General features: G+C 33.5%; 26 protein-coding genes and 1 riboswitch. Of the genes, 21 read left to right on the top strand and 5 right to left on the bottom strand.

Annotated elements, in window-relative coordinates:
* Positions 1–117 precede the first annotated feature (117 nt).
* Positions 118–1,497: a hypothetical protein gene (locus Q5Y73_RS15270; RefSeq protein WP_305992778.1), complete on the top strand. Its 1,380-nt coding sequence runs from the start codon at positions 118–120 to the stop codon at positions 1,495–1,497.
* A gap of 137 nt (positions 1,498–1,634) precedes the next feature.
* A complete protein-coding gene (locus tag Q5Y73_RS15265) occupies positions 1,635–2,057 on the top strand; it encodes an Asp23/Gls24 family envelope stress response protein (RefSeq protein ID WP_305992777.1) in 423 nt (140 codons plus the stop codon).
* A gap of 77 nt (positions 2,058–2,134) precedes the next feature.
* Here the strand turns inward: Q5Y73_RS15265 and gcvPB are convergent, their stop codons facing one another.
* Genes gcvPB through gcvT form a run of 3 tightly spaced genes read right to left on the bottom strand, consistent with a single transcriptional unit; the run spans position 2,135 to position 6,059 of the window.
* The gene (gene gcvPB / locus Q5Y73_RS15260) at positions 2,135–3,592 is read right to left on the bottom strand and encodes an aminomethyl-transferring glycine dehydrogenase subunit GcvPB (RefSeq protein ID WP_305992776.1); all 1,458 of its coding nucleotides are present in this window, start codon (positions 3,590–3,592) and stop codon (positions 2,135–2,137) included.
* Positions 3,589–4,938, bottom strand: a complete 1,350-nt coding sequence (gene gcvPA / locus Q5Y73_RS15255) for an aminomethyl-transferring glycine dehydrogenase subunit GcvPA (protein ID WP_305992775.1) — start codon at positions 4,936–4,938, stop codon at positions 3,589–3,591. Before gcvPA ends, gcvPB begins: the two co-directional genes overlap by 4 nt.
* Positions 4,938–6,059, bottom strand: a complete 1,122-nt coding sequence (gene gcvT / locus Q5Y73_RS15250) for a glycine cleavage system aminomethyltransferase GcvT (RefSeq protein ID WP_305992774.1) — start codon at positions 6,057–6,059, stop codon at positions 4,938–4,940. Before gcvT ends, gcvPA begins: the two co-directional genes overlap by 1 nt.
* Positions 6,060–6,268: 209 nt before the next feature.
* Positions 6,269–6,366: riboswitch (glycine riboswitch) on the bottom strand.
* A gap of 330 nt (positions 6,367–6,696) precedes the next feature.
* Between gcvT and gcvH the strand changes: the two genes are divergently transcribed.
* The 4 genes from gcvH (at position 6,697) to Q5Y73_RS15230 (ending at position 9,952) form a co-directional block, all read left to right on the top strand.
* A complete protein-coding gene (gcvH, locus tag Q5Y73_RS15245; protein ID WP_305992773.1) occupies positions 6,697–7,086 on the top strand; it encodes a glycine cleavage system protein GcvH in 390 nt (129 codons plus the stop codon).
* A 203-nt stretch (positions 7,087–7,289) separates the two neighbouring features.
* The gene (locus Q5Y73_RS15240) at positions 7,290–8,000 is read left to right on the top strand and encodes an endonuclease/exonuclease/phosphatase family protein (protein ID WP_305992928.1); all 711 of its coding nucleotides are present in this window, start codon (positions 7,290–7,292) and stop codon (positions 7,998–8,000) included.
* Between the two features lie 415 nt (positions 8,001–8,415).
* Positions 8,416–9,033, top strand: a complete 618-nt coding sequence (locus Q5Y73_RS15235) for an HAD family hydrolase (protein WP_305992772.1) — start codon at positions 8,416–8,418, stop codon at positions 9,031–9,033.
* A gap of 205 nt (positions 9,034–9,238) precedes the next feature.
* Positions 9,239–9,952 carry a DUF421 domain-containing protein gene (locus tag Q5Y73_RS15230; protein ID WP_305992771.1) on the top strand — a complete coding sequence of 238 codons (714 nt, stop codon included), beginning with the start codon at positions 9,239–9,241 and terminating at the stop codon, positions 9,950–9,952.
* 48 nt (positions 9,953–10,000) lie between these two features.
* Here Q5Y73_RS15230 and Q5Y73_RS15225 read toward each other — a convergent pair whose 3' ends face one another.
* Complete coding sequence (locus Q5Y73_RS15225) at positions 10,001–10,441, bottom strand: hypothetical protein (RefSeq protein ID WP_305992770.1); 441 nt, start codon at positions 10,439–10,441, stop codon at positions 10,001–10,003.
* A gap of 6 nt (positions 10,442–10,447) precedes the next feature.
* Positions 10,448–11,326 carry a hypothetical protein gene (locus Q5Y73_RS15220; protein WP_305992769.1) on the bottom strand — a complete coding sequence of 293 codons (879 nt, stop codon included), beginning with the start codon at positions 11,324–11,326 and terminating at the stop codon, positions 10,448–10,450.
* Positions 11,327–11,609: 283 nt separating this feature from the next.
* Here Q5Y73_RS15220 and aepX point away from each other — a divergent pair, with 283 nt between their 5' ends.
* The 15 genes from aepX (at position 11,610) to Q5Y73_RS15145 (ending at position 24,140) form a co-directional block, all read left to right on the top strand.
* Positions 11,610–12,512 (top strand): phosphoenolpyruvate mutase, encoded by a 903-nt coding sequence (gene aepX, locus Q5Y73_RS15215; RefSeq protein ID WP_305992768.1) that lies wholly within the window; start codon positions 11,610–11,612, stop codon positions 12,510–12,512.
* A gap of 23 nt (positions 12,513–12,535) precedes the next feature.
* A complete protein-coding gene (locus Q5Y73_RS15210) occupies positions 12,536–13,279 on the top strand; it encodes a YheC/YheD family protein (protein WP_305992767.1) in 744 nt (247 codons plus the stop codon).
* 108 nt (positions 13,280–13,387) lie between these two features.
* Positions 13,388–14,527: a phosphonopyruvate decarboxylase gene (aepY, locus tag Q5Y73_RS15205; protein ID WP_305992766.1), complete on the top strand. Its 1,140-nt coding sequence runs from the start codon at positions 13,388–13,390 to the stop codon at positions 14,525–14,527.
* A gap of 4 nt (positions 14,528–14,531) precedes the next feature.
* On the top strand, positions 14,532–15,659 hold the full coding sequence (locus Q5Y73_RS15200) for a 2-aminoethylphosphonate aminotransferase (RefSeq protein ID WP_305992765.1): 1,128 nt from the start codon (positions 14,532–14,534) through the stop codon (positions 15,657–15,659).
* 143 nt (positions 15,660–15,802) lie between these two features.
* Positions 15,803–16,615 carry a YheC/YheD family protein gene (locus tag Q5Y73_RS15195; RefSeq protein WP_305992764.1) on the top strand — a complete coding sequence of 271 codons (813 nt, stop codon included), beginning with the start codon at positions 15,803–15,805 and terminating at the stop codon, positions 16,613–16,615.
* A 109-nt stretch (positions 16,616–16,724) separates the two neighbouring features.
* Complete coding sequence (locus Q5Y73_RS15190; protein WP_305992763.1) at positions 16,725–17,021, top strand: 4a-hydroxytetrahydrobiopterin dehydratase; 297 nt, start codon at positions 16,725–16,727, stop codon at positions 17,019–17,021.
* A gap of 93 nt (positions 17,022–17,114) precedes the next feature.
* Positions 17,115–17,585, top strand: coding sequence for an NUDIX hydrolase (locus Q5Y73_RS15185; protein ID WP_305992762.1), 471 nt, complete (start codon positions 17,115–17,117; stop codon positions 17,583–17,585).
* A 57-nt stretch (positions 17,586–17,642) separates the two neighbouring features.
* On the top strand, positions 17,643–17,975 hold the full coding sequence (locus tag Q5Y73_RS15180; protein WP_305992761.1) for a PadR family transcriptional regulator: 333 nt from the start codon (positions 17,643–17,645) through the stop codon (positions 17,973–17,975).
* Positions 17,972–18,619 carry an HAAS signaling domain-containing protein gene (locus tag Q5Y73_RS15175; RefSeq protein WP_305992760.1) on the top strand — a complete coding sequence of 216 codons (648 nt, stop codon included), beginning with the start codon at positions 17,972–17,974 and terminating at the stop codon, positions 18,617–18,619. Before Q5Y73_RS15180 ends, Q5Y73_RS15175 begins: the two co-directional genes overlap by 4 nt.
* 62 nt (positions 18,620–18,681) lie before the next feature.
* The gene (locus Q5Y73_RS15170) at positions 18,682–20,154 is read left to right on the top strand and encodes a DUF4153 domain-containing protein (RefSeq protein WP_305992759.1); all 1,473 of its coding nucleotides are present in this window, start codon (positions 18,682–18,684) and stop codon (positions 20,152–20,154) included.
* 38 nt (positions 20,155–20,192) lie between these two features.
* Positions 20,193–20,774, top strand: coding sequence for a hypothetical protein (locus Q5Y73_RS15165; RefSeq protein ID WP_305992758.1), 582 nt, complete (start codon positions 20,193–20,195; stop codon positions 20,772–20,774).
* Between the two features lie 205 nt (positions 20,775–20,979).
* Positions 20,980–21,948 (top strand): RNA polymerase sigma factor, encoded by a 969-nt coding sequence (locus Q5Y73_RS15160; protein WP_305992757.1) that lies wholly within the window; start codon positions 20,980–20,982, stop codon positions 21,946–21,948.
* 129 nt (positions 21,949–22,077) lie between these two features.
* Entirely contained in the window at positions 22,078–22,452 is a 375-nt protein-coding gene (locus Q5Y73_RS15155) for a VOC family protein (protein WP_305992756.1), read from the top strand.
* A gap of 157 nt (positions 22,453–22,609) precedes the next feature.
* A complete protein-coding gene (locus tag Q5Y73_RS15150) occupies positions 22,610–23,545 on the top strand; it encodes an aminoglycoside phosphotransferase family protein (protein ID WP_305992755.1) in 936 nt (311 codons plus the stop codon).
* A gap of 49 nt (positions 23,546–23,594) precedes the next feature.
* Complete coding sequence (locus Q5Y73_RS15145) at positions 23,595–24,140, top strand: GNAT family N-acetyltransferase (RefSeq protein WP_305992754.1); 546 nt, start codon at positions 23,595–23,597, stop codon at positions 24,138–24,140.
* Positions 24,141–24,229: the final 89 nt, after the last annotated feature.

The following is a 24,229-nucleotide window of genomic DNA, read 5'->3' as shown; positions in this document are numbered from 1 at the left end:
TAATGATGATCATAAAAATATTTCGATATACGTGAATGTAAGTTAGTAATACAATGTAAGGTATGGAAAATGGATTCAAATTCACACTTATGAATTCATTCGGGAAGGGATGACATCATGCAAGTACCATCTATACCTTATAAAAAAGGACTTGTTTTTGATAGAAGTTTGATTATTTTAAGTATGTGTTTCGTTTACATGGCGCAATATTTTCTACAATTGGAAGCATTACATGTATTGTTGGCGTTTTTAGTGATCTTCGTTTTTTTTAATAGTTTATTTTACGCAAAAAGTTTTGCACGGCTTTGGGCACTCGTTTTTTTTTCAATTGGATTGATTATAAATGTAGCAAAGGGTGTTCATTATTTAGATATAATTGATGGTATGCTGGTTAATTTACCAATCATCGCACTCCTCATTCTTGCTCCAATCATCTTGATCCCACTTAAAATTAGTGATTACTTTAAATCATTGTCCGTATTTTTAGTGAGATTGGTTCAAAAACCTAAAAAGTTATTTGGAGGTCTTACAGGATTTATTTTTATTTTTGGACCTATATTGAATATGGGTACTATTCGATTAATACATGAAATGGTGGATCATTTGAATCTATCACCTAAGTTTTTATCTAAAGTATATTTTATAGGATATTCAACAGCTTTTGTTTGGTCGCCATTTCTTATATCCGTTGCAACTGCGACATATTATTTAGACATACCCTCCATTAGTTATATTCCATATGGTATTTTATTTGCTATTATTCAATTGCTGGTTGGGAACCTTTTATTTATGAAAACATCAAATCAATCAACAATTCCTTTAAAAAAACAATATGTACAGATCGAAAGTTATCATCGTAAAAAAGTGTTCGAACTTTTTTTCCTTACCATCTTGCTTGGGCTCACAATGTTTATTGTAGAGTACATGACAAAGTGGCCAATGTTGTTAGTGGTGAGTTTAGTTTCCATCGTTTTCCCTTTAATTTGGAGCATAGTGTTCCAAAAGGTGATAGAATTCTCAAAACAATTTCAAATGTATAAAAAAAATTCTGTTCCTGTCATGAATAATGAAATTGTACTATTTATTAGTGTGGGTTTTTTAGGCGAGTCACTTATCGGCACAGCATTTTCTGATCGAGTACAGCTATTAATGGTGAGCATATCTAATATTTCTATCCTTTTATTTATTGTTTGTATTCTTTCTTCTATGATTATTCTAACTTTTATTGGTGTTCATCCCTTAATTATTGTAACTGTGTTAGCAACACAGTTTGACCCTTCAGTGATACAAATAGGAAAAGAGATATTTGTTCTTATCATGATGATGGGATGGTCCATAGCAACTATACTGAGTCCTGTTACTCCCCTCAACATATTAGTTAGTGGAATGGTGAATGAAAAATCTTTAGTCGTTGGTCTCAAATGGAATGGACTATATTTAGTTCTTATCTTTATTGCAAGTATTGTATATGCATATGGAATGATTCTTCTTTTCTAACACTTTAACAATTTATAAAATATTTAGCTCCCAATCGGCAGGTTTTCTTTTTGAAATGAGTCATAGAATAAATGGAATGATCATAGTTTATTTATAATGCATTCAACTTTCAGAAAAGGAAGAAAGGTGGGATTATGATGTCTTCAACAAAAACTTTAACGAATTTGGAACTTGAAAGAAGAGAGCTTGGAAGAGTTCATATTGTACCTGAGGTTATAGAAATCATAGCTGGAATGGCAACCATTGAAGTTGATGGTGTGGCAAGCATGAGTGGTGGAATAGCAGGAGGGATAGCCGAATGGATTGGACGTAAAAACCTATCAAAGGGGATCAAAGTAGAAGTTGGAGAAAAAGAAGTCATTGTAGATGTTTCCATCATCGTAGAATATGGGAAGGAAATTCCAGTGATTGCTTCAAACATTCAAGGTAATGTGAAAGAAGCCATTGAATCCATGACCGGATTGGTTGTAGTAGAAGTGAATTTAAATGTTCATGGAATAGACTTTGATCAAGAAGATAATAAAGAAATTGTAGAAGAAAAAACGACTAGAATTAAATAAAAGAACAAACGTTTGACTTTGAGATGACATGAAAAAAGAAGCGGGGAGATTATCCGCTTCTTTTTTAGGTTTAATTTTTATCCACAAGTACAATTTAACACTGGTTTTCTTGCAGCTGTCGTTTCATCTAATCGTTTTACCACCGTATCGTATGGAGCATTGATAACTAATTCAGGATTTTCTTCAGCCTCTTTTGCAATTTGAATCATTGTGTCAATGAAATCATCCAATGTTTCTTTGCTTTCTGTTTCGGTTGGTTCAATCATAATACATTCCTCTACATTAAGAGGGAAGTAGATCGTTGGAGGATGATATCCAAAATCAAGCAAACGTTTTGCAACGTCAAGCGTCCGTACCCCGTATTGCTTCAACTTCCTTCCAGATAATACAAATTCATGTTTGCATACTCCCGGATAAGCTACTTCAAAATATGGAGCTAGACGGTGCATCATATAATTTGCATTAATGACTGCAACTTCTGAGACGCGACGCAATCCGTCAGGTCCGTATGTGCGCATATAAGTATAAGCACGAACTAAAATACCGAAATTACCATAATAAGCTTTTACTCGACCAATGGATTGAGGACGATCGTAGTCCCAATAGTAGGTTCCATCTTCATATTTACTTACAATTGGCTTTGGAAGGAATGGGATCAATTTGCTTTTTACGCCAACTGGTCCAGCTCCAGGGCCTCCACCGCCATGTGGTGTACTCATTGTTTTATGAAGATTCAAATGAACAACATCAAATCCCATATCTCCAGGACGTGTAATCCCCATGATAGCATTTGAGTTAGCACCATCATAGTACAATAAACCGCCTGCTTCGTGAACGATTGCAGCAATTTCTTCAATTTCTTGTTCAAATAAACCTAGCGTATTTGGATTTGTAAGCATTAATGCTGCTGTATCATCACCAACTGCTTCACGTAGACCATCTAGATCAACTAATCCGCGTTCATCAGATTTGATTGTAATCGTTTCATATCCAGCAGTAGTAGCACTTGCTGGATTTGTTCCGTGGGAGGAGTCAGGTACGATAACCTTGGATCTTTTCTCCCCACGGCTTTCATGATAGGCACGAATCATCATTAATCCAGTCCATTCACCATGAGCACCTGCAGCTGGCTGTAAAGTGACTTGATCCATCCCCGTTAAAGCAGCTAAATCATTTTGTAGGGTATATAGTAGTTCAAGAGCTCCTTGAATGCTTTCTTCTGGTTGATGAGGATGTATTTTTGCGAATCCAGGGAATCGAGCTGTATCCTCATTAATTTTTGGATTGTATTTCATTGTACAAGAGCCTAAAGGATAGAATCCATTATCTATTCCAAAATTACGACGAGACAACTCTGTATAATGACGAATAACGTCTACCTCGTACACTTCAGGTAGCTCTGCAGGTTTGCTGCGCATCATAGACTCAGGAATGACATCTTTTAGATCAACTTCTGGTACATCAGACTCTGGTAAAGAGTAAGCTACACGACCAGGTTTGCTTAGTTCAAAAATCAACTTTTTTTCGGGAATCATATGCAGTCCTCCAGTTCACGGATGAATCCATCAATTTCATCTTTTGTTCTACGTTCTGTAACAGCTAATAACATGTGTCCTTCAAGCTCAGGATATGATTTTCCTAAATTAAAACCGCCAATATATCCTTTTTCAATTAATTTAGAATTGACTTCTTCTACATTTGATCCCTCAGGAAGCTTAACAACGAATTCATTGAAAAATGGTGCATCAAATGCAAGCTTGCTATCTTTTGAAAACTGCTGTGCAGCATAATGGGACTTATTTAAGTTAAGCTGAGCCACTTCTTGAATACCAGATTTACCCATCGTAGACATGTAAATGGACGCGCAAAGAGCTAGTAAAGCTTGATTTGAGCATATATTTGACGTCGCTTTTTCACGACGAATATGCTGTTCACGTGCTTGTAGCGTGAGAACAAAACCACGTTTGCCATCTGTATCTGTTGTTTGGCCTACAATTCTACCAGGTATACGACGCATTAACTTTTCAGTAACTGCAAAGAATCCACAAGTTGGACCACCAAGTGCTGCTGGGATACCAAGTGGTTGTGCATCTCCAACAACTATATCAGCACCTAATTTACCTGGAGACTCTAATAAACCTAATGACAAAGGATTTACGCTAAGTGTAAGAAGTGCTTTTTTTTCGTGGACTAAAGGTTCAATGCTTCGGACGTCCTCAATACAGCCAAAAAAGTTTGGAGATTGAATTAGAACCGCAGCAGTTTCATCATTAATTGCTGTTTGAAGCTCATCTAAATTGGTTACACCGTTTGAAATTCCAACTTCAACTACTTCAAGGTTAAGTCCATGAGCAGTAGTGTGTAATATTTCACGCGCTTCAGGATGAACTGTTTTTGAAACAACGATGCGTTTACGTCTTGTTGCACCACTTGCTAGTGCCGCTGCTTCTGCTAAAGCAGTTGCTCCATCATACATACTAGCATTCGCTACCTTCATATCTGTTAATTCACAAATATAAGATTGAAATTCAAAGATGGCTTGCAACTCACCTTGACTAATTTCAGGTTGGTAGGGTGTGTATGCAGTATAAAACTCGGAACGAGAGATCATATGATTAATTACAACAGGGATATGATGATCATAAATACCCGCACCTAAAAAGCTGGGATATTGTTCAAAATTAGCATTTCGTTCAGCCAATTCACTCATATGTTTTAGCAATTCAGCTTCACTTAATGCTTCGGACATAGGCAATGTTCCTTTGTATTGAATAGATTCAGGAATATCTGAAAACAAATCCTTAACAGATTCTGCACCGATCGTAGCGAGCATGTCACTTTGATCTTGTTCTGTCATCGGTATATATCGATGCTTCTTCATTATTTCTCTCCTTCTTTCGCTGCTTTTGGTCTTTTATAAAAAGGGGCTTTAATGACTTTGGCTCTTAGCTTTTTACCCCGAATTTCTACTGATACTTCTGTGTCCAATTTTGTGTAATCTATTTCTAAAATCGCTAATCCAAGATTTCTTTTTAAGGTAGGGGATTGTGTTCCAGTTGTTACTTCTCCAATACGTTCATCACCAGCATATACAGAATAACCGTGACGAGGAATACCTCTATCGATCATTTCAATACCAACTAATTTCCTCTTTAGACCTTGTTCTTTTTGTTCAGCTAATACGTTCCGACCGATGAACTCACCTTTGTCTAATTTAACGAAGAAGCCAACTCCAGCTTCTAGAGGTGTGATATCTTTGGATAATTCTTGTCCATAAAGTGGAAGTTTTGCTTCGAAACGAAGTGTATCTCTAGCACCTAATCCAGCAGGAATAAGTTCATCAGGTTCGCTAACTGCTACTAAACCTTCCCATACCTTTGGAGCATCTTGAGAGGAGCAATAAATTTCAAAGCCATCTTCACCTGTGTAACCAGTACGTGAGAGAAGTACTGGTGCACCAGATACATTGGCTTCATTGATGAAATGGAAAGGATTTAAAGAATGGATATCATGATCTGTCACGCGAGATAAAATTTGTGCAGCATTAGGACCTTGAAGAGCTAATAATGCTGTATGATCTGATCTATTCTCAAGGGTGACATCTCCGTTCAAATGTTTTTGCAACCATTCTAAGTCTTTATCAATGTTTGAAGCATTAACTACTAACATGAATTCGATTTCGCTTAGTTTATAAACCAATAAATCGTCCACAACACCTCCATCTGGATAACACATTAAAGTATATTGTGCCTGGTTTATTTTTAACTTTGTTACATCATTTGTAGTCATCTGTTGGATAAATTTCTCTGCATCTTTACCAGTTACCATAAATTCACCCATATGAGAAACATCAAATAGACCGGCCGCTGTACGTACTGCTTCGTGTTCACGTTGAATTCCATAAAATTGAACCGGTAATTCCCAACCACCAAAATCGATGCAACGGGAAGAAGGATAGTTTCCATATAATTCAAACAATGGCGTTCTCTTTAACTCGCTCATTTCATCACCTCTTTATAAATTTGGAAATACAAAAAAAAGACAGACACGGGGATATGCTATGTAAGCATTAATGCTTATATAGTTTCCCCATGCTCTGTCCTTTGTACCTGAGAGTTGTCTTACACAAAAATATATGTAAAAATAATTAAATATGATTGTATAAGTTTCCCCGTGGGTGACCCTAATATTAAGGATTCTCTCCAGAGGTGCGTCAAGTAAAGGTCCTTTTGCCTGAGAGATTCACCTAAAAGGCTTACTCCTTCGGCGTTACCTGCTTGTTCACGGTAATCTCTCCCGCTACCATCATCCGCTTATTATGTTATTGTTCTTGACATGTATATCAAAATTATATTCTTCGATGGGGAAAGGTGTCAATAATAATTTTCAAACTATTTTTTTATTCTGAATATTGACATAGCCTTGTGTACTGTTTTATGCTGTGATAGATAACAGTACATCGGTGCGGATGAAGACACTAATTAATGTCTAACGCGAGTTTAAGACTATACATAATTTTAGTATTGCGAACAAGGTTCAAAATTCAAAATCAGTAAGACAATTAAAGAAATAGGTCAACTGGCTGAGAATAGAACTCACATATTTTTACAATAATAATGATTGAAAAGAGGCGAATTGGATGAGTGAATTAAGAGAGCAGTTAGCGTATAGTGATGATCATGAATGGACACTATCAGTGGAAGGACAAGTAGTGCGTATAGGGATTACAGATTATGCACAAGAACAACTGGGTGATATTGTTTTTGTTGAATTTCCAGAAGTAGGTGACACTTTCTCTGAAGGTGATGTCATGGGAACCATTGAATCTGTAAAAACAGTATCCGAAATTTATTATCCGGTATCAGGGAAAGTAACAAAAGTAAATGATGTTTTAGAAGGACAACCTGAATTGGTCAACGCAGAGCCATATGATGGAGGATGGTTAGTAGAGGTAGAAGTTAAAGGAGACGTACAAGAAGCACTTAAGAAACTTCTTACAGCTGAAGGGTATCGTGCTGTCATTGAATAATTTAGTAAGCTGCAATTGAGTAAGTAAATTATTAATAATTTAAGAGCATTATTCCAAATGGGATAATGCTCTTTGGTGTATTGTAAAATATAATAATCTTTAATTTGGACGAACATACCATGTGTTACACACAAGCACCTTCTCTTCTTATTGCATAAAATATTCAGATGATAAATTGAGAGGAGGTGTAGAGATTGAAAGCAATGAGTTTTAATATTTTAGCTGACCGCAGAACATGGAACAGTAGAAGAAGTGGGATAGTAGACATTATTTTAGACTTAGATGCTGATGTGGTAGGTTTGCAGGAAGCTTTAGATACACAAAGAGCTTATTTGGAAACTGCTCTGGCCAGTCAATATGAATTAATTGAATTTAATATTTCTGGGAATTACGATAATCCCATATTGTTAAGAAATAATCGATTTACGCTTCTTGATCAAGGTACAGATTTAGGTTCCGTATGTCAAGGTTTTGATCGATATATCACTTGGTTGCTTCTAAACGACAATGAAACAGATGATGAATTTTATTTTTATAATAATCACTATTGTATTACTCCTAATGTAAACAAAGAAACCCACGCTATTAATCAAGCACAATTAATTGATCTGCATCAATCTGGAACAGCCAATAGATCCGCAATTTCAGTTGGAGATTTTAATGCAAGAAGAAATTCAAATATAATGAGGTATTTATTAAATCAAGTACCTATTGATGGAATTTCAAATCCTGTGGACTTGGATGATACTTGGGATATTGCTAATCCAAACACCCCAAAACCACCAACAACTGAAAGAGGAGCTAGCATAGACTGGATCCTTACATTAGAAGGTACAAATGTAACAGATGCCTTTGTGGGTGATGCAGATGGATATTCAGATCATAACCCTTTAACAGCAACTTTTGATCTTTAAAATAAATGAACGAACTGTTTTTCAGTTCGTTTATATTGTATTTATTTAACATAACATGTCGAATGATTGTATTTCCTGACTATTTCCTAAGAAATGATTAGGGGTAATCTAATTTAGTTTTTCAAATTGAAATGATTGACAATTCAAATCGACCTAGTATAGGATGGATTGTACATATTTAGGATGAAAGTGAGGGTAGAAAAAGGAATAGTTAAGCGCCTGAACTAAGTAGAAATAAACATACTTAGTTGACGAGGAGAGGGTTCATCGAAACGATCGGCGGATACCCTTCGGTTGCTAAGATTACAACCGTAAACATGTATAAAAGCGAAGAGGTGACTCTTCGTACAAATGTATATGTGTAATCTATTAAATCAACATGAAAACAAAATCTATTTATTCGATGGAGGAACATATGGACAGTATAATATTTGATCTAGATGGAACACTATGGGATGCTTCTAATACTATTGTAGAAGCTTGGAATAAAGTGCTTCACAAAAATTCGTATGACCAGATCACTAAAGAAAAGCTCCAAGGAGTCACTGGGCTTCAGATGAAAGAAATCTTTCAAGTTCTTTTTCCTGATTTAAATGATGATAAGCAGAATCAACTAATTAAAGAATGTTGTGAGTTTGAGCATAAATATGTGAAGGAAAATGGTGGAGAGTTGTATGATAATCTTGAAGAAACACTCATCACCTTATCCAAAAATTATAAATTATTTATAGTAAGTAATTGTCAAGATGGGTACATCGAAGCATTTTATGATTATCACAAACTTGATAAGTATTTTCTTGACTATGAGAACCCTGGAAGGACTGGACTTACAAAAGGGGAGAACATTAAGCTGGTTATGGAAAGAAATAACTTAGCGAATCCAATTTATGTAGGAGATATAGAAGGGGATATGAATGCAGCAAAATTTGCAGGAATTCCATTTATGTATGCTTCTTATGGCTTTGGAGAAGTTAAACAATTTGATTACAGTATTGATAGATTTGAAAATATTTTGGATGTTTTAACTATTTAAAAATAGTAATTACAATTGTATTGGGCTGTTTAATCGATGTAAATGATTAAACAGCTCTTTTTATAAGAACATATGTTTGATGCAGATTTAAATCAATTAAAATAACTTGTTAGTATCTGAACTAGGTGCTTAATCATGTTTTAATTTGGAAATAATATGTTTATGTTTATTTATTATTAATGACAAATTAAGGTGGGTAAAGGTATTGGATTATTTTAAAGATTTTCTTATAATCATTGTACGTATTTTTACGATTTTCCCTCTCCTTTTAATAATGGCCCTTTATATGGGTAAGCGATCCGTTGGTGAACTTCCAGTGTTTGATTTCCTTATTGTCATAGCGATTGGTGCAGTAGTAGGAGCAGATATAGCCGATCCTAAAATTGAGCATTTACCAACGGCTTTAGCTATTGTATTAATTGGATTATTACAACGTTATGTCAGCAAGTTAATGATTAAAAGCAGCAAATTTGGGAAAATCATTACTTTTGAACCTAGAGTAGTCATTCATAAGGGTAATCTAATTAAAGAAAATTTGAAGAAGGAAAGATACTCTATTGATAATATTCTGCAAATGTTGCGTGAAAAGGATATTTTTAATATGGAAGAAGTTGAGATGGCCGTGCTGGAATCTAGTGGCAAGCTGTCCGTTTACAAAAAACCAAATAAATCAGCTGTAACGCTAGAAGATCTTGGATTAGAAATAAATCGTTCACAATTTGCGTATCCAATTATTCTAGATGGAGTTGTTTCCGAAAAAGTCTTAGCCTATCTTCAAAAAGACATGAAGTGGCTGGATACACAACTTCAAAATCAGAACACGAGAAAAGAGGATGTTTTTTATGCTTCCGTTAATGAAAAACTACACCTCCATGTTTCTAAAGAAACGCCTATACAGGTTCCTCCAATGGAACATTAAAGATCCCATTCAAATATTTAATTTGAACATAGGGATCTTCTTTTTATTTCAATATAAACGATTTTTTCCTTCTACTATTTTTGTTGCCGTTAAAATAACAGGTAACACTCTAAAGACATTTGAAATATCAGATGAAGCAACCAAGCTATACGTGACATTCGATTGAAAGGTCATATTTTGATCAACGTATTGTTGTTTGAAGATTTGTCCTTCGTTATCATTGGGATCTATATCAACTTCTGTTTCTGCTCTGTATATGTCTGATCCATTTTTTTTGATTATATGAGTGACAGAGGCAATACTATTGGCTTCATTTGTTACATGAAAAAGTCCGTTTAACCATATTAGATCTCCCGGCATTAAACATTTAAAGGTTACTTGTGCAACGATAGTAGGGTCAGCTTCATTTGTTCTTAATTCTTCAGGTAATGTGTTAACTGGAGGAGGTGAAAATTGAAAATCTCGTATTTCTACTTTTTGGAACGCCATTCATTATCACCTCTTTTCCTTTCTTAACAGAGTTCCAGTGAAGGCTATAGGACCACTCAAAAAGACTTCATCCGCATTCATAGGAACAGAAACAATTAGGGTATACATTACATCTCTTTGAAGACTTGTTATCACATCGACAGCTTGTTGAGATAAAATTTGAAATAGATCGTCGTTTGATTCTTCTTCTATGTCTGTATTAGAAGAATAAATCGGGTTTGGATCATTATTTTTAAATATGCGTTGAAGGAAAGGGATTTTATCAAGAGTATCATTATCATTATCTACATGGAAAAGCCCGTTCAACCATACCAAATCTCCTGGTTTTAAGCAATCAAAAGTAAGTTTAGCAACCATTGTAGGTGTATTAATGTCGTTTGAAATAGGAATCTCAACTGCCGTAGAAGTATCAAATTCAAATTGGCAAGTTTCTGCTTGTTGAAATCCTGCGATTCGAGTTGCTGTAAAAGTAATGGGACCGAATAAATCAATATCATCATTGTCTCCACCAGTAGAAGCAGCAAGTTCATAAGTCACACTTTTCTGACAAACTGTAATGAAGTCTACTGTTTGTTGAGATAAAATTTGCCCTACATGGTCTCCATTAATATCATCTATATCTGTAAAAGGTACTTCATAAATGGGAACTCCATTTTTTGAAATTATAGTATTTACACCATCATCGTTTATCGAATTATTTGTTACATGAAAAATACCGTTTAACCATACAAGATCTCCAGGGTTTAAACAATCAAAAGTGATTTTAGCAATAGGGGTTGGGTTCATATTATCTGTTGAAAGTTGTCCCAAATTTACATTCGTGTTAGGTGTTAAGGGATCAAACTTGAATTCTTTAATTTCTTCATTTAAGTTTTGGAAAAACATACGTCCTCACTCCTTTTTATATAAGCTATGATGAGTTTTAAGGAAGTGACTGGACGAATATGTATCTTTTAAGTTAATTCAACGAATGACCATGGATTAAGTACTTATAAAAGTAAATATGAAAACGATTTCATCTTGTTGATTCGCGTATTTCTAATTAAATTATGATTTTCTACTGTTTTTTACATAAAACGTCCCCAAAAATAAAAGTTCGCATATGATATATCAATATCTCAATATCTTCAGTAATGATTATACGTGTTTAAAGTGAGAGGGGAACTTTATGAAAAAAACAACACAATTAAAACAAATACTCACTTCTAAAGATCTAGATTTTATTATGGAGGCACATAACGGTTTATCAGCAACGATTGTAGAAGAAACAGGGTTTAAAGGAATCTGGGGAAGTGGATTGTCGATCTCTGCATCCATGGGAGTTCGTGATAATAACGAGGCTTCTTGGACACAGGTATTAGACAATTTAGAGTTTATGAGTGATGCTACTTCCATTCCGATATTGTTTGATGGGGATACAGGGTTTGGTAATTTCAACAATGCAAGACGATTAGTTAAAAAATTAGAACAACGCCACATTGCTGGTGTTTGCATAGAAGATAAACTTTTTCCAAAAACAAATTCATTTATCAATGCTGCAGTACAGCCTCTTGCAGATATAGATGAGTTTTCTGGCAAAATAAAAGCGATGAAGGACTCCCAAATAGATGAAGACTTCATTGTTGTAGCTAGAGTAGAAGCGTTTATCACGGGTTGGGGTTTGGAGGAGGCATTAAAACGTGCAGAGGCTTATCGTCAAGCTGGAGCTGATGCGGTATTAATACACAGTAAAAAATCAAATTTCGATGAAATTACATCCTTTATGCAAGAATGGGCAAATAGATTGCCGATTGTTCTAGTTCCAACAAAATATTATACTACACCAACAGCTGAGTTTGAAAAAGTCGGTGCTAATCTTGTGATTTGGGCCAATCATAATTTAAGAGCTTGTATCGATGCCATTAAACATATATCTGAAATGATATATCGTGATGAAAGTATTGTTCGCGCAGAAAATTTAGTAGCTGCTTTAGAAGAGGTATTTAGACTTCAAAATACTGATGAGCTTCATTTAGCTGAAAAAAAATATCTTCCTACAAAAAGTAAAACACAACAGATTATTAAGAAATAAATTAGATAGCTTTAAAAAAGGGGGTGATCACACTGGGGAAAATAGCCAGCCATAAATGGGCAAAATACAAGATTATGATGAAAAAAGAAGCATTAATTCCATACCTTCCTGAAACTCGGATGATGGATAAAAATAATTTATGGCATATGCTTGAGAAATATGAACATGTCATTATAAAACCTTCAAGTGGAAGTAGGGGGCGGGATGTTTTTTTAGTTTCTTCATTAGGAGATAATCAATATAAAATTCATCATGAAAATAAGATCGTTACAAAAAAAGGAAAAAAGAAAACAGATCGTTTTTTAAAAAACACCATGGATCATTATATTATACAACAAAGCATCAACAGACCAACTATCGATGAATCACCCTTCGATTTTCGAGTTATGGCGCAAAGGAAATCGAAATCTAAGGAATGGGTTGTCACTGGAAAGGTAACAAAAATTGCTGGAGAGGGATTTATTGTATCTAATATAACGAGAAGTAAGGGCAGGGTAATGCAACCATCAGATGCGATTGAACATGCTACTATCAATGAGAAATCATATAAATCCTTATTGGCTAAAATAGATAGAGTTTCCTTATTAACCGCAAATCATCTAGCAAAATATTACAAAAAAAATAGAATATTTGGATTCGACATTGCTTTAGATCAAGAAGGCCATGTTTGGATACTTGAAGCAAACTTAAAACCAGCCCTATCACATTTTAAAAAATTGAAAGATAAAAAGATGTATCATCGAATTAAAAGATACAAAAAAAGTTGAATTTAAAAGAATCTGAGCCCTACTAATTTTTAGTACGGGCATTTTATACTTCATAACGCATTTTTAATGAAGCTTTGTTTTATAATGCGGAAGGAAAGGTGATATATTTTGATTCAAACGAAAAGGTTTGGTGATGAATTAAAAAACTTAAATTTCAATCAATATATTGGTGTTCCATGCTCATTTTTAAAAAGTTTAATTAATTATGCAATGAACGAGTGTGAATATATTGCGGCCACAAATGAAGGTGATGCCGTTGCAATAGCCTCGGGGGTTTCAGTCGGGGGTGAAAAACCAGTTGTGTTAATGCAAAATTCTGGCTTAACTAACGCAGTATCACCTTTAACATCATTGGTTTATCCGTTCCAGATCCCGATCCTTGGTTTTGTAAGTTTAAGAGGGGAGGAAGGAATAAGAGATGAGCCGCAACATGAATTAATGGGACAGATTACGATGAAAATGTTGGATTTAATGGAGGTAGAATGGCAATATTTATCGACGGAGATAGAGAAAGCGCTGGAACAAATTAAGGTTGCTAATAACCACATAGAGGATAAACGTTCATTTTTCTTTATTGTAAAAAAAGGTACTTTCAGTGATGAAAAATTAATAAAGGAGACGCTTTCTACTAATGTAAATCAAAACATAGTTGAAAAGAAATGGACGAATCAACTTCCTACTCGGTTTGAAGCTTTGAAAGTCATTAACGAGATGAAGGATTCCCATACGATTCAATTAGCTACTACTGGTAAAACAGGAAGAGAATTATATGAAATTGAGGATGCAGACAACAATTTATATATGGTAGGGTCAATGGGGTGTATTAGTTCTTTTGGTCTTGGGTTAGCAATTTCTCAACTTAATCAAAATATTGTTGTTATTGATGGTGACGGTTCATTGTTGATGAGATTAGGTAGTATGGCTACTATCGGTTATTACCAACCTTCAAATATGCTTCACATTTTATTAGACAATCATACTTATGATTCCACTGGAGGACAAAGTACAGTATCTCAAAACATTGATTTCAATAACATTGCAGCTAGTTGTGGTTATGCAAATTCCTTGTTTATTCATAATTTAAGTGAACTGCAAGCAGCGATTATTCATTGGAAAAAGGAAAAAAGTTTAACCTTTTTACATTTGAAAATCTCCAAAGGTTCAAAACAAAAGTTAGGACGTCCTACTATAAAACCATTTGAAGTTCATGAGAGGTTAAAGCGATTCATCAATGAGGGGAGTGAATGATTCTTTGAAAATATTAAAAAGAAATATATTATTGAATCCAGGTCCTGCTACAACAACGAACAGTGTAAAATGGTCTCAAGTAGTACCAGACATTTGCCCGAGGGAAGCAGAATTTGGTGATTTAATGGCTAAGATTGCAAGAGAACTAACTGAATTTGTAGGCAATCATGATGAATATACAACCGTATTATTTAGTGGTTCTGGTACAGCAGCGGTTGAAGCGATTTTAAGCTCAGTTATATCTGATGAAGATTACTTGTTAATCATAAATAATGGAGCATATGGTAAACGAATGTGTGATATAGCCAATATATACGGAGTGGATATAAAGGAATTTCAAAGTGTTCCTTATGAATCCATAGATTTAAATCGATTAGAACATGCAATACAAACCTCTGATAGACGAATTTCTCATCTAGCTCTTGTTCATCATGAAACAACAACAGGTTTACTGAATGATGTTGGGGCGATTGGCAGGATTTGCTCAAAACATAATATAGAACTATTTGTGGACGGGATGAGTTCATACGCAGCTATACCAATTCAAATGAAAGAAATGAATATAAGTTATTTAGCTGCAAGCTCAAACAAAAACTTACAAGGCACTGCTGGCATTTCGTTTGTAGTATCAAATGTAAATAAACTAAAACAATTAAAAAGTATGAGAAAAAGGAATTATTATTTAAATCTATATGAACAATACAAATACTTTTCTGAAACAAAACAAATGCGTTTTACTCCTCCTGTTCAAACCATGTATGCCTTAGAGCAGGCGATAAATGAATTAAAAGAAGAAGGAATCACTGCAAGATATGATAGGTATACCAAATCCTGGGGATGTTTAATTCGTGGGATCAAGCAAATGGGGTTATCTTATCTAGTAGATGATGATAACCACTCAAAAATCATCACTGCGATTATAGAGCCTGACAACCCGCATTACAAGTTTGATCATATGCATGATTATTTCTATAAAAATAACATCATGATTTATCCAGGGAAATTAAATCATTATAACACATTTAGAATTGCTAATATGGGAGATATCTGTTATAAGGATATCGATAGATTTTTGGAATTGTTGCAATGTTATCTTGACGATCTATCCATATTAAAAAAGATTGAACACTGAACGAGGAGCAGTATTTATTTGTTGTTCATCATGTATTAATGAAAATTTATACGAATTTACTGGTCAATCCGTCTATACCATGTTGCTTTAGCAGACATAAAATAGACTATCGATCCAATGGAGCAAACATGGAGGTGAACGTAATGCCAAAACAAAGTGTAATTCCTGATAAATGGGAGAAGACTGTTCTATTGCAGCAAAACAGAAAGATTAATAAATTCATTCCTGAAACAAAAAAGTTAGATTATGAAGCACTTCAGAATATGCTGAAAAAACATAAAATGGTGTACATTAAACCTTCCATTGGTGGAGGTGGAGTGGGCATCATGAAAATTAATAAACTGAAAAAAAAGAATAGCAAACAATACAAATTACAAAAAATATTAAATAAAAAATACTTTGTAACCTATGATGGATTATTTAATTCTATACAAAGTGTTACATCCAAAAAAGAATATATCATTCAAAAAGGAATTTATTTGTGTAAATATCAAGATAGATTAATGGACCTTCGAATCATGGTGCAGGAAAATTTGAAAAAAGAATGGGAAGTTACAGGATTAGCTGCTAGAATTTCTGGCGCAAATAAAATAGTAACTAATGTAAATAGTGGAGGAGTTACTGTTGATTTTGATACAATGTTAAATCATTTCTTTACAAACGCAGATAAAACTCGTTTTTTAGAGATGCTTCATACTATAAGTCTTGAGACAGCGAAGCAGCTTCAAAAATCATATCCGAATTTGAAAGAAATAGGGGTAGATATCGGGTTAGATCGGAAAATGTATCCATGGATCCTAGAAGTGAACACAAAACCCGATCCTAGAGTCTTTTTTAGAGATAAACGAACGATTGAAAAAGTAGTTCGATATGGCCGATCATACGGAAGAAAATATAATTTAAAACCAAAGTATGAACATGAAAAGAAATTTGCAAGAAAATTAGGGAAAATGTAATTAATTAGAAAGAGCCTTCATCGAAAGGCTTTTTTTATGGAAGAAATTCTCATAAAATGATATTCTAAGATTGTTATAATACTCTTGTTATTCAAAAGGAGGATTTTCTATGAATCAAAAATTGGTGGATGAGGAAATAGAAAAAAACTTAACTACATTAACAGGATGGAAACGGGAAGATCAAAAATGGATTGTGAAAAAGTATCGCTTTTCTAAATATCTAGATGGGATTGAATTTGTAAATCGAGCAGCTCAAATTGCTGAGGAAATGAATCATCATCCTTTTATTTCTATCGATTATAAATTAATCACGCTCCGTCTTACAACATGGAATGCTGGAGGTCTAACAGGATTAGATTTTAAATCTGCCGAAGAGTTTGACGAAGAGTATTCACACTTTACTTAAATTATATTAGAAAAAAACACAATGAAATTTGGATAGGGGTCATTACTCTTGAATTATTGTTAGTTAGAAACGAATGACAAAAGGGGATCTGTTATGGACATCGTTTTCACCAATCAAATGAACAAATTCAATTTTAGGGCAGCAGCTGTATGTATTGAATCAGATCATATTTTACTAACAAAAGCGAAAAATGAAGATCATTGGTTTATACCAGGTGGACGTGTTAGTATGATGGAAACGGGAGAAGAAGCCTTAGAAAGAGAACTAAATGAGGAACTAGGAAAAGAAGTGGAAATAGATCGTATGATCTGGATTGTAGAAAACTTTTTCACATACAATGAGCAGAATTTCCATGAAATTTGTTTTATTTATAACGGGACTTTTTCAGATTCACTATACCCTGAAAAAGGAAACGAACCTTTTTTTGATGAAGAGAACAAAGCTTTTATGTTCCAATGGATTCCTTTGAATCAAGTGAAAAGTATGGATATTCGCCCAGAGTTTATAAAAAGCAGGTTAAATGATATGCCTTCAAATACTGAGCATATAGTGATAAGGGATTGAAATAAGTTTGATGCTATGATATTCTACATACATAAGATTTCTAGGTAGGTGATGAAAATGTTCAACAGAGAGTTAGTGAAGGGGAGCACCTCATTAGTTGTTTTACAGCTGTTAAATGAAAGAGATATGTATGGGTATGAACTTTCGAAAGAATTTGGGAGACGAAGTGAACAGCTGCTGCAAGTGAAGGAAGGCACACTTTACCCAGCTCTGCATAAACTGGAGAAACAAGCATATATCGAGTGTTATTGGCAAGAGCAAGAAAAGGGACCCGCTCGCAAGTATTATAAAATTACTGAAGCAGGCAGGGAGATGTTAACGGAAAAAACTTCAGAATGGCAGAAATTTGTCAGTGTAATGAATAAAGTATTAAGAGAGAACAAGACATGACATATCATAAAGTAAAAGAACAATACTTGGAGCAATTAAGGGATGAATTAAACAAACATTCAGAGAAAGAAGAAATTCTACTTGATTATGACCAGCATATTTCAGAACTAGTGAATGAATGTGATGTAAATATTGAGACAGAACAAGAATGGATGTTTTATATTACGCACCGATTAGGAACGCCAAAAGGCGTAGCTAGAATCTGGCAAGAAGAGTTGTCTGTTTCACAAAATAAAACACTACTTTATTTTCTTTTTGTAAATCTATTGTTCTTTTTCTTTGGTGGGTTGCTGACTTTATTGCATTTTACACTCGGATTGCAGTGGTTTACTGAACTTTGGCGTTATCTAACTTCAATACCAACCTTACTCATGTTTTTATACATGTTCTTTTGGGGCTTGCTTGGATACGAAATTGGAAAGGGTTTTGGAGCAAATGGGGAAAAATTAATGAAGAAAACGTTCACCGTTGCTATTATTCCTAATTTAATGCTGTTGATTTTAGTTTTATTTAAAATCATTCCATATGATTGGTTCGAACCCTTACTTACAAGATCATTTATATGGCTTTGCATCACATCTACAGTTCTTCTCTATCCGATTAGTTATTTGGGTTTTAGGTGGGGGAAAAAGAAGTCGGTGTAATTTTTTTAACTATATACATAGAATATCTACATATTTTTATTTCAAAATGGAGGTCGCGTTTTATGAGTTCACAAATACCAAGGTCTGATATAAGATTGCTGGTTGCATGTTTACTTTTAGGTGTATTATTTGAACTTAGTTTTTTTCATGGGACAGTAGGAGTGTCCTACATCCTTTATGTTGTTGCATTTTATTGGTTATACTATTGGCGTTTTCGTAAATTTTCTCTAACCAATCATCGTTTAGGGTTCCTAATCTTAATCTGTATTTGGTTATTGGCCTTAAGTTATTTACTATTCTCAAGTCCATTCTTTTACGTGGTGAATGGGATTGTCATTCCATGTTTAATGATCATTCACATCGTACTCATTACAAACGAAAATAAAATACAATGGTATCGTATTAGTTTTTTATATTTAATATTTAAAAGTATTGCTGATTCTTTTTCATTCCTGGGTCAATTTTTCAAAGTAGGAAAGAATTCTATGTTGACCAATATGGATGAAGGCAAGATTCAGATGTTTAAAAAAATAGGATTGGGTTTATTGATTTCGTCCCCTGTATTAGTGATCGTCATCAGCTTATTGTCATCGGCTGATCAGAGGTTTAGTCATTTAATAAATACTTTACCTAATCTGATGATAAATGTTCCTATGACAGAATGGATTTTACGTACCTTTGTTGTGATCGTATATTCCTTAGTCGTTTTTGGCTTTATCGGAAGTCTTAGAAAATCTAAATCTAATGAACCATCCACTCCTTCAACTGAAGAGAAAAAGTTGCTTACATTGGACAGTATCATTATTGCAACATTTTTGGTAGTTTTAGATATTGTGTATGTATTGTTTGTGTCTGTACAATTTCAGTATTTCTTTAGTGATAGTCTTCACTCCGGATATACTTATGCTGAATATGCACGACGTGGATTTTTTGAATTGTTACTCGTATCATTAATCAATTTATCGGTATTAAGTGGCGTTCTGGCTTTTACGAAGGTTGACTCTAAAAGAATGAAACAATTTATACAGATTTTATTGTCCATTCTCATCATTGCGAGTGGTATCATGCTTGTTTCAGCTTTTCTTCGTATGAATTTGTATGAAGAGTTTTATGGATATACATTGTTAAGGATTTTACCTCATTCCTTTATGATCTTTCTTGGTATTGTTTTTGCTTATACTTTAGTTAAGGTTTGGATTGACAGATTAACCTTAAGACACTTTTATTTTATTTCTGCATTGCTGTACTACACCGTTTTAAATGTAATGAATATTGATCAAATCATTGTCAATGAAAACATAAAGAGGTTTGAGCAAACTGGAATAATAGACGTTTATTACATGAGCCAATCAGATCCTGGGATAAAAGCCTTAATTGATATATTTGAGAAAAATCCAGATGACAACGAATTAGAAATCAGGGAAGTTTTATTAAACAGAAAAAATGAATTATCTGAAAAAGAAACCTCTTGGCAATCCTTCAATTTTACAAAATATTCAACGGAGGAGCGTTTGAAAAGTCTTAACTTAGATTGACTATAAATGCACAAAACATATGGAATTAGGTGAGGAAAATGAAAGTAGAAATAAAATCAGTGATAACGGAAGAAATAAAGAGCATTCAGTCGTGGATAAACCTTTCACAGTTGGAAAATCAAACTCTTCCGCTTGCTTATGGTTCAACTGAGAAGTTTCCGTTCCAAGAAGTCACTTCTAAATTTAAACGATCAACTAATACAGAAAATTCATTAACTGACCTCTTTGGCGATAACCAAGATCATTTGCATCCATATATGATTACTGTAGATTCTATAATCGCAGGTTTTGCTGTCATAGAATCTAGTCCATACAAATGTGGAGAGAATGACTATATACTTCATGGGCTTTATTTGTCTCCACTTTTTCATGCAAATATGATTATAGAAAGGGCAGCAGTTCAACTATTTGATTGTTTTCATGGAAATTGGGAATTTCATACAACCAATCTAAAACTCTCAGACATGCAATCTTGGAGAAAAGCTATTGCTAACTATACAGAAGGTGAATTTCAAGAATACATTCAATTAACCCCGAATGGTAAACATCAAGTTTATAAGTTTTCCAATGATAGTTACCATCATTACATGAAATCTATGTTGGAATTTTATGGGCATTAAGATGCTCAAATCGTTATATCATACTTGTTCAGACTATCAGAATTTGAATTTTTAAATATCTCTTTTTCATCTTTGTTGGTTTTTATGTGTTTATTTTATGATAATATAAAATGCATGGATAATTAAGGAAACCATTTCGGTTGCATTCAAAATTGATATGATCAGATAAGATGTTAGGACGATATTTCTGTGAAGGTGATTTTATATGAAAGAAGTTAATTCGTTGCGTGCATTCAGTGAAAAAGTTAAAAAAATTGAGGGCGAATTTAAGAAGGAAATTGAACCTTTTAGATCTGCGCTCTGGAAGTATTGTTATAAACTTACGGGATCTCCTTGGGATGCGGAGGATCTAGTGCAGGAAACATTATTAAAGTCTCTTTCCATGCTACCTAAAGTACATCAACAAATGAATATAAAGTCTTATTTATTCAGAGTTGCTACAAATCATTGGATAGATCAATACCGAAAGAAAAAAATGACCATGAATGAAGGCTATGAAATTGATTGGATACAAGATTCATCCATTGATCCTGTATATCATAGATTGGAGAACTTAGATTTTATATTGAGAGTGTTGTCACCTAAACAATTTGTAAGTCTTATTTTAGTAGACGTATTCTTATTTAAAGCTAGTGAAGCCGCAGAGATTATTGGGACGAATCAAGGTGCTGTTTATGCAAATGTAAATCGAGCTAGGAAGTTATTGCAAGAAATTCAACAAAATGATCATAAAAAAGAAAAAATGAAATCGAGCAGTGAATCTATTATTCACTATAACAAATCAATGAAACTTCTTTTAGAAGGATTTTCTAAAAAAGATCCTAAACTTATTGCAACTCTATTAGATGATCATGTGGTAACAGAAATTACACATGCAGGGATCGAATTTGGTAAAGGCGAAACAGAGAAGAACTCTCTTAAAGATTGGCATGAAGTTGTGTTACAGCAAGGCCAAATTTTTGCTGAATATAAAATGCTTTGGGGTATGCCAGTAGTGGCAGAATATGAATTAAAAGAAGATGGTTCCTACTTAAATAATATTCATTACATAGAATTTGAAGAAGACAAAATTACACATTGGAAATTTTATTGTTTTTCATGGGATTTGATGAACGCAGCTGCAAAAGAACTAGATGTTCAATTAAATGCAATATATTTCTACCATATTTATTGATATTTTTGACTTAAAATGATAAATCTAATATTTTGATTTATTTTTATTATTTTTTTAAATTAAAAGTATAATTCTCTCCATTTTTTTCGTTTATATAGTTGATTGTTAAAAAGAAATGGAGTGAATATGATGAAAAGTCCAATTCATAATCAAATGAGCACTGTGTTTATTCATGTTACTGATTTAGTAAGGTCAGTGAAATGGTATTGCCAATTACTTGACCAAGAGTTTAATGAGGAACAAATTTCCTTGCCAGTTTATAACCTAAATATAGAGGGAGTAACCGGATTAACTTTAGATGCTGGTCCTGAGGATGAACTTAAAGAAATACATCCTAGTATGTACCCTTTATTCAACCTGCATACAAATGACATTCAAGAATCGTATTTGTTTGTAAAGAAATTAAATTATTCAATTCAATCAGATATTGTTTATTTTGATGATTTTTCTTGTTTTAATATTGCTGATCCAGATAGTCATGTGATTATGATTTGCACTGGATAAGATGTAGAAGCATTTCACAGGACATACAAACCAGTCACATATTGTTTAATTGAAAAAACCCATTATATTCTTATGATTTATAAGTTAAAGTAAATTTGTGACTGAGTGTTTGTCCTGTATTACTTAACTTTCGAGAAAATGTGTAAGGAGATTGAATTTGATAACAAAACTTGCTCCAAAAATGGAGATCGTCAAAAAGTTAGCTGAAGAACAACTAAATGAGTCAGTTGAACTAACAATAGTAACAAGTGGTATTTCTACTTATGTTTATCGCATTCGTGTTAAAAACAAAGTTTATTATCTTCGCATTCTCCCCGAACAAAATGTAAGTTTTGCTGCTGAAGTCAAAGTACATCAAACATTGCGTAGTAAAGGAATCCTAGTCCCTAAAATTGTTCACTTTGAACAAAAAAACAAATTAATTGGGTTATCTATTATGATTGTTGAAGAAATTGTTGGAAGTAGTTTAATTGATTCTTCTTATCCTGATCAACTAAATCAAGTTTTATTTGAAGCTGGGAAACAATTAGCACTCATTAATCAAGTTAAAGTAGAAGGGTTTGGGTGGATTGATAGGCAAAGATGGTTAAACTTAGTTGGTGAGAAAAAAACTTTTGAAGAATTTTATAATAGCCATTTAGAAAATGACTTATTTAATATCTCAGATTACAATTTTGATGTTGATGAAAAACATGCGATTAAAAACTTTTTAATAACTGGATTAACAACTATGAAAAGGGTTGGTGCACATTTAACACATGGAGACTTTGATTTCGCTCATATTTATCAGGATAAAGGTAAATATACTGGAATCATTGATTTTGGAGAGATAATGGGCGGCAGTCCTTTATATGATCTAGGTCATTTTAAAATACATGATGGAGACGACCCTACAAAGTTTAAAAATTTGAAGGAAGGGTATAAAGAAATAGTGAATTTATCTTATGAAGAAGAGCTTGAAATTGAACTGTGGGCATTATTTGTTGGGATAAGAAGACTCTCTATCATCCATGATAGACCTTGGAACTCATATCATGAACATTTAATACGTAGCGTTAAAAATCGTTTAACATCGTTAAAACGAATGATGTAACTTACAGAGATGAAATGAAACTGACTAAGAAAAATGAACGGAGTATATGATGTTAATAAATAAAAAACAATTTGATGTAACTGGACTGAATTATACGATTAGATGTGCAGTGAAAGAAGATGCAAAAGATTTGTCTCAAGTTAGATTGCAAATTGATGGAGAGACGGAGAATATGGACAGAGAAAAAGGGGAAGGGTTCATAGATATATCAGGATTTGAACAAATCATAAAAACAGATCTGGAGAAACAAAGAAACTTATTCTTAGTTGCTGAGGTTGATGATAAGATTGTCGGATTTTCAAGGTGCGAAGGAACTTATTTAAATCGATTTTCTCATAAAGTGGAATTTGGGGTATGTGTATTGAAGGATTATTGGGGTTATGGGATTGGGAAAAATCTATTAAAAGAATCTATAGGCTGGGCCGATTCCATTGGTATTAAGAAAATAACTTTGAATGTTTTAGAAAAAAACAATAAAGCGATTCAACTGTACAAAAGTTATGGTTTTGAAACTGAAGGTATATTGAAAAATGACAAGAAGCTTTCAGATGGTAAATACTATAACACCATTTTGATGGGAAGATTTAATGAATAACCAAGTTGTTTAAAATTACCCAAAAAAGGAGTAATGATTATGATATTATTTTTCATTTTTTATGGAAATTAACATAGAGCACGTTCTCG

The organism is Chengkuizengella axinellae, from assembly GCF_030730905.1.
Taxonomy (GTDB): domain Bacteria; phylum Bacillota; class Bacilli; order Paenibacillales; family KCTC-33759; genus Chengkuizengella; species Chengkuizengella axinellae.
The sequence above is the reverse complement of the archived record's forward strand: the minus strand, read 5'-3'. Positions and strand labels throughout refer to the sequence as shown.

Coding starts and splice junctions, on each gene's coding strand:
- Q5Y73_RS15270 (WP_305992778.1), top strand. CDS start 118: ATGCAAGTACCATCTATACCTTATAAAAAAGGACTTGTTTTTGATAGA.
- Q5Y73_RS15265 (WP_305992777.1), top strand. CDS start 1,635: ATGTCTTCAACAAAAACTTTAACGAATTTGGAACTTGAAAGAAGAGAG.
- gcvPB (WP_305992776.1), bottom strand. CDS start 3,592: ATGATTCCCGAAAAAAAGTTGATTTTTGAACTAAGCAAACCTGGTCGT.
- gcvPA (WP_305992775.1), bottom strand. CDS start 4,938: ATGAAGAAGCATCGATATATACCGATGACAGAACAAGATCAAAGTGAC.
- gcvT (WP_305992774.1), bottom strand. CDS start 6,059: ATGAGCGAGTTAAAGAGAACGCCATTGTTTGAATTATATGGAAACTAT.
- gcvH (WP_305992773.1), top strand. CDS start 6,697: ATGAGTGAATTAAGAGAGCAGTTAGCGTATAGTGATGATCATGAATGG.
- Q5Y73_RS15240 (WP_305992928.1), top strand. CDS start 7,290: ATGAGTTTTAATATTTTAGCTGACCGCAGAACATGGAACAGTAGAAGA.
- Q5Y73_RS15235 (WP_305992772.1), top strand. CDS start 8,416: ATGGACAGTATAATATTTGATCTAGATGGAACACTATGGGATGCTTCT.
- Q5Y73_RS15225 (WP_305992770.1), bottom strand. CDS start 10,441: ATGGCGTTCCAAAAAGTAGAAATACGAGATTTTCAATTTTCACCTCCT.
- Q5Y73_RS15220 (WP_305992769.1), bottom strand. CDS start 11,326: ATGTTTTTCCAAAACTTAAATGAAGAAATTAAAGAATTCAAGTTTGAT.
- aepX (WP_305992768.1), top strand. CDS start 11,610: ATGAAAAAAACAACACAATTAAAACAAATACTCACTTCTAAAGATCTA.
- Q5Y73_RS15195 (WP_305992764.1), top strand. CDS start 15,803: ATGCCAAAACAAAGTGTAATTCCTGATAAATGGGAGAAGACTGTTCTA.
- Q5Y73_RS15190 (WP_305992763.1), top strand. CDS start 16,725: ATGAATCAAAAATTGGTGGATGAGGAAATAGAAAAAAACTTAACTACA.
- Q5Y73_RS15185 (WP_305992762.1), top strand. CDS start 17,115: ATGGACATCGTTTTCACCAATCAAATGAACAAATTCAATTTTAGGGCA.
- Q5Y73_RS15180 (WP_305992761.1), top strand. CDS start 17,643: ATGTTCAACAGAGAGTTAGTGAAGGGGAGCACCTCATTAGTTGTTTTA.
- Q5Y73_RS15175 (WP_305992760.1), top strand. CDS start 17,972: ATGACATATCATAAAGTAAAAGAACAATACTTGGAGCAATTAAGGGAT.
- Q5Y73_RS15170 (WP_305992759.1), top strand. CDS start 18,682: ATGAGTTCACAAATACCAAGGTCTGATATAAGATTGCTGGTTGCATGT.
- Q5Y73_RS15165 (WP_305992758.1), top strand. CDS start 20,193: ATGAAAGTAGAAATAAAATCAGTGATAACGGAAGAAATAAAGAGCATT.
- Q5Y73_RS15160 (WP_305992757.1), top strand. CDS start 20,980: ATGAAAGAAGTTAATTCGTTGCGTGCATTCAGTGAAAAAGTTAAAAAA.
- Q5Y73_RS15155 (WP_305992756.1), top strand. CDS start 22,078: ATGAAAAGTCCAATTCATAATCAAATGAGCACTGTGTTTATTCATGTT.
- Q5Y73_RS15145 (WP_305992754.1), top strand. CDS start 23,595: ATGTTAATAAATAAAAAACAATTTGATGTAACTGGACTGAATTATACG.